The organism is Idiomarina sp. UBA4206, from assembly GCF_002383015.1.
GTDB lineage: Bacteria > Pseudomonadota > Gammaproteobacteria > Enterobacterales > Alteromonadaceae > Idiomarina > Idiomarina abyssalis.
On sequence record NZ_DFTS01000059.1, the window covers coordinates 52,081 to 56,524 of the forward strand.

Annotated in this window: 4 protein-coding genes; 1 reads left to right on the forward strand and 3 read right to left on the reverse strand. The window is 47.5% G+C overall.

The annotated features are described in order from the left end of the window. The 3 genes from B3180_RS12230 to B3180_RS12240 all read right to left on the reverse strand — a co-directional run. Nucleotides 1-986: enoyl-CoA hydratase/isomerase family protein (locus B3180_RS12230; protein ID WP_286844831.1), on the reverse strand; the 986-nt coding region annotated here is incomplete at its 3' end. A 9-nt stretch (nt 987-995) separates the two neighbouring features. After that, nucleotides 996-2,153: an acyl-CoA dehydrogenase family protein gene (locus B3180_RS12235; RefSeq protein WP_278358753.1), complete on the reverse strand. Its 1,158-nt coding sequence runs from the start codon at nt 2,151-2,153 to the stop codon at nt 996-998. 12 nt (nt 2,154-2,165) lie between these two features. Further along, nucleotides 2,166-3,665 carry a CoA-acylating methylmalonate-semialdehyde dehydrogenase gene (locus B3180_RS12240; RefSeq protein WP_054488204.1) on the reverse strand — a complete coding sequence of 500 codons (1,500 nt, stop codon included), beginning with the start codon at nt 3,663-3,665 and terminating at the stop codon, nt 2,166-2,168. Between the two features lie 68 nt (nt 3,666-3,733). Between B3180_RS12240 and B3180_RS12245 the strand changes: the two genes are divergently transcribed. Beyond that, a partial coding sequence (locus tag B3180_RS12245; protein ID WP_286844836.1) for an EamA family transporter occupies nt 3,734-4,444 on the forward strand: 711 nt, incomplete at its 3' end.

A 4,444-nucleotide genomic window follows, 5' to 3' on the forward strand; every position in this document is an offset into this window, starting at 1 on the left:
ACCCGAATACCTTCTGCAAAGTCACCACGAACCGCACAGTTACAAGACAAGGTCAGCTCTAACCGGAAACAATCCGCCAACGACAAATCAGAGCCCTGCTGCAGTTGGTTCCAGACCAGATGCGAAGTAAACGGACAACCATTTGCCAGATTCTTACGCGCCCGCGCCAGCCATTTATCATCGGTTTCATCATTCACAATACGTGTAACAATATCGCCAATGTCATTGCCGGCTGTTAATTCTGTAATAAGCGACTGGTGTGGCTCAACCTGAGGGTTAGGTAAGGCCGTTGTGTCGTTGCTGGCAACTGAACTTAATAAGTCGGTCACTTTCTGCTTATTCAGTGCGGAGGTATTACCCCATTCCATTTCTTTAAGCTGAGTCAGAATCGTTTCTTTACTTTCGTGACCCACGAAATGGTCTGCCAGGTTCAGATATAACGCATCATTTGCGTTCATCGTTGCACCCGTAATACCTAAGAATAAACCACAGCCTTGTGGCATGCGATTAAGGAAGTAGGTAGCACCAACGTCCGGATATAAGCCAATCGTCACTTCCGGCATGGCCAGTAACGAGCGCTCAGTCACAATGCGGTGGCTGGCCCCGTTCATTAAGCCCATACCACCGCCCATGACAATACCGTCACCCCAGCAAATGAAGGGCTTAGGGAATGTCTGGATAAAGTAATCAAGCTGATATTCCTGGGTAAAGAAGTTTTCAACCTCTTCCACTAATTTACCTGGCTCGGCCTGCATAGCTTTATACATAGCGACAATGTCACCACCGGCACAGAAGGCTTTTTCACCAGCGCCCTGCAACCAGACACAAGCCACTTTGTCGTCATCTGCCCATTTCTTGAGCTGTGGTAGCAGCTTTTCAGCCATTGCCAGACTCAGAGCGTTCAGTGATTTTTCGGAATTTAATGTAGCAACGCCGATGACTTTGTCACCGGCGTTTAGTTCTTCAAAAATTACAACGTCTTGCATGGAGTCTCCTTACAAGATTTCGCGGTCGTTATCCGCCAGCATACGGCGACCAATAATCATACGCATGACTTCGTTCGTGCCTTCCAGAATCTGGTGAACACGAACATCACGCACATGGCGCTCTAATGGATACTCTTTTATGTAGCCATAACCACCGTGCAGTTGCAGTGCGTCGTTACACACCTTAAAACCAACATCGGTCGCAAACTGCTTCGCCATAGCGCAATAGGTGGTTTTGTCAGCGTCGTTGTTATCAACTTTACTGGCTGCCAAACGCACCATTTGGCGGGCTGCCACCAGTTCAGTTGCCATATCGGCTAACTTAAACTGTAGTGCCTGAAAAGCTGCCAACGGCTTACCAAATTGCGTACGTTCCTGCATGTAGGCTTTAGCGGTATTCAGCGCCGCTTGTGCGGTACCGACAGAGCAAACGGCGATGTTGATGCGTCCACCGTCTAAGCCCATCATGGCAAACTTAAAGCCTTCGCCTTCTTTACCCAGCAAGTTTTCTGCCGAAATACGAACGTCTTCAAACGTTACTAAGCGAGTTGGCTGGGCGTTCCAGCCCATTTTCTCTTCGGCTTTACCGTAAATAACACCTTTGGCATCGGCCGGTACAGCAAAGGCAGAAATGCCTTTAGGACCATCTTCGCCAGTGCGTGCCATAACCACCAGAACGTCAGTTTCACCGGCACCGGAGATAAACATTTTAGAGCCGTTCAGAACATACTCGTCGCCATCTTTTTTCGCACTGGTACGTAAGCTGGCGGCGTCTGAACCTGAACCAGGTTCTGTCAGGCAGTATGAGCCTAGCTTCTCACCGGTAACCAACTCTGGTACCCACTGGTCAATCACAGACTGTTGGCCGAACGAGCCAATCATCCAGGTGACCATGTTGTGAATGGTCATCATGGCTGTTGTTGCGGTACAACCACCTGCCAGTTGCTCAAAAATAAGCGCTGAATCTAAGCGGCTCATTCCAAAGCCGCCAGCCTCTTCCGGCGTGTACATGCCCATAAAGCCCATTTCACCGGCTTTACGGAACACTTCTATTGGGAAATGGTGTTCTTCATCCCACTTAGCCGCATTAGGCGCCAGCTCTTTATCAGCAAACGCCTTAGCCGTATCAACAAAGGCTTGCTGGTCTTCTGTCAATTCGAAATTCATCGCTATCCCCTACTACCTTAGGTTAATTGACATGTTAGGACCTGCTGGATCTTCCAGATCGCTCTCAAACCAACGCGCCGTTACTGTCTTCGTTTCACTGTAAAAACGAACGCCCTGCTTACCATAAGCATGAAGATCACCAAAGAAGGAGCGCTTCCAGCCGGTAAATGAGAAGAACGGCAGTGGTACCGGAATTGGAATGTTAATTCCTACCTGACCCACTTCAACTTCGTGCTGGTATTTACGCGCTGCCGCACCGCTTGCAGTAAAGATAGAAGTACCATTACCGTAAGGGTTGTTGTTAACCAGCTCTAATGCGTCTTCTAAGCTGTCCACTTCTGTGGCGCACAATACCGGACCGAAAATTTCCGTTTTGTAGATTTCCATATCCGGCGTTACGTTAGAGAATACTGTTGGACCAACCCAATTACCGTTTGGCAGGCCATCAACTTTGCAATTACGACCATCAACCAACAATTTCGCGCCTTCTTTTTCACCCTGAGTAATCAAAGCTTCAACGCGCTCTTTTGCTTGTGGGCTAATAACCGGACCATAAGCGGCATTTTCATCATTCCATGCGCCCGGACGAACTTTCGCAATGGCTTCAGCAATTTCAGGAATCCACTCTTTTGCCGCACCAACAAATACTGCGACAGAAATCGCCATACAACGTTGACCCGCTGCACCAACAGAAGAACCAACCATGTTGTTGATCACTTGCTGTTTATTGGCATCTGGCATAATAACGCAATGGTTTTTCGCACCAGCAAAGGCCTGTACGCGCTTACCATTTTCTGTACCACGACGGTAGATGTACTCTGCAACCGGCACAGAACCAACGAATGACAAGGCACGAACGGCTGGATGATCCAGCAGAAAATCAACCTGATCTTTATTGCCATGCAAGACCTGCAACACACCTTTAGGCGCGCCAGCTTGTTCAAATAATTCCACCAAACGATTTGGGGTTAATGGATCTTGCTCAGAAGGTTTAAGAATAAAGGTGTTACCACAAGCAATTGCCAGCGGGAACATCCACAGTGGGATCATAGCCGGAAAGTTAAACGGCGTAATACCTGCACAAACCCCAAGTGGCTGAGTGTAGCTGTAAGAGTCAATTTTACGGGCAACGTTCTCAACAGTTTCACCCATTAATAACGAAGGAATATTGGCTGCGTGTTCAACCACTTCGATACCACGCCAGACGTCACCTTTTGCATCTTCAAAAGTTTTACCGGTTTCCTGCGCCAGAGTTTCTGCTATTTCTTCCTGATGTTCTTTTAACAAGGCCTGATAACGCATCATGACACGAGCGCGTTCAGAAACAGGCACTTCTTTCCAGGTTTTAAAAGCTTCGCGTGCACTCTCAACCGCTGCTTCCATTTCACTCTGGGTAGCAACTGGCACTTGTGCGATAACTTCCTGTGTCGCTGGATTGGTGACAGGAATCCACTGTTCTGACTTCGAGGCGACAAATTCGCCATCTATATACAGAGGCACTTTCTTAGACATAATTCACCTTCTTATTGTGTTATTTTGTCATCTATTGATGAGCTAAATTTAGTTAAGTGAGCCTTAACGTGACCCTCTTAATTCTGATTACTTTACTTTGGGCCGCCAGTTTTTCGCTAATCGGCGTTTATCTTGCCGGTCAGGTTGACGGTTATATTGTTGTGTTTATCCGCATGATTTTAGCACTGATAACCGTGTTACCGTTATTTCGTTGGCGGCATTTGTCTCCCAAAAGTGGGCAGCTACCTCAACTGACTAAACTGGCCGTTATTGGCGCTATACAAATTGGCGCCATGTATTTGTTTCTTTACCATGCGTTTTTGTATTTGAGCGTTGCCGAAGTGCTTTTGTTCACTATTTTTACACCGCTCTACATAACCCTCATTGACGAACTCATACTCAACCGCAAGCATTTACCTCTTTTATGGTGGATTGCTGCGGCAGTATCCGTTTGCGGCGCTGCCATAATTCGGTATCAACCGCTGTCTGATGATTTCATCACTGGTTTCTTTTTAATTCAGGCCGCCAATGCGTGTTTTGCCGCCGGTCAAGTTGCTTATAAACGTTTACCGACCGGTAAGACATTGGCACAAAGTCAGCAGTTTGCTGCGTTTTTCTTTGGTGCCAGTGTTATTGCCGGCCTGGGTGTTTTGCTGTTTGCTGAACTAAACATGATGCCTGCAACTAACCTCCAGTGGGGCATTTTACTGTGGCTTGGTATTGTCGCCTCAGGCCTTGGTTACCTTGGTTGGAACCTTGCCAGTAAATGGGTCAACACA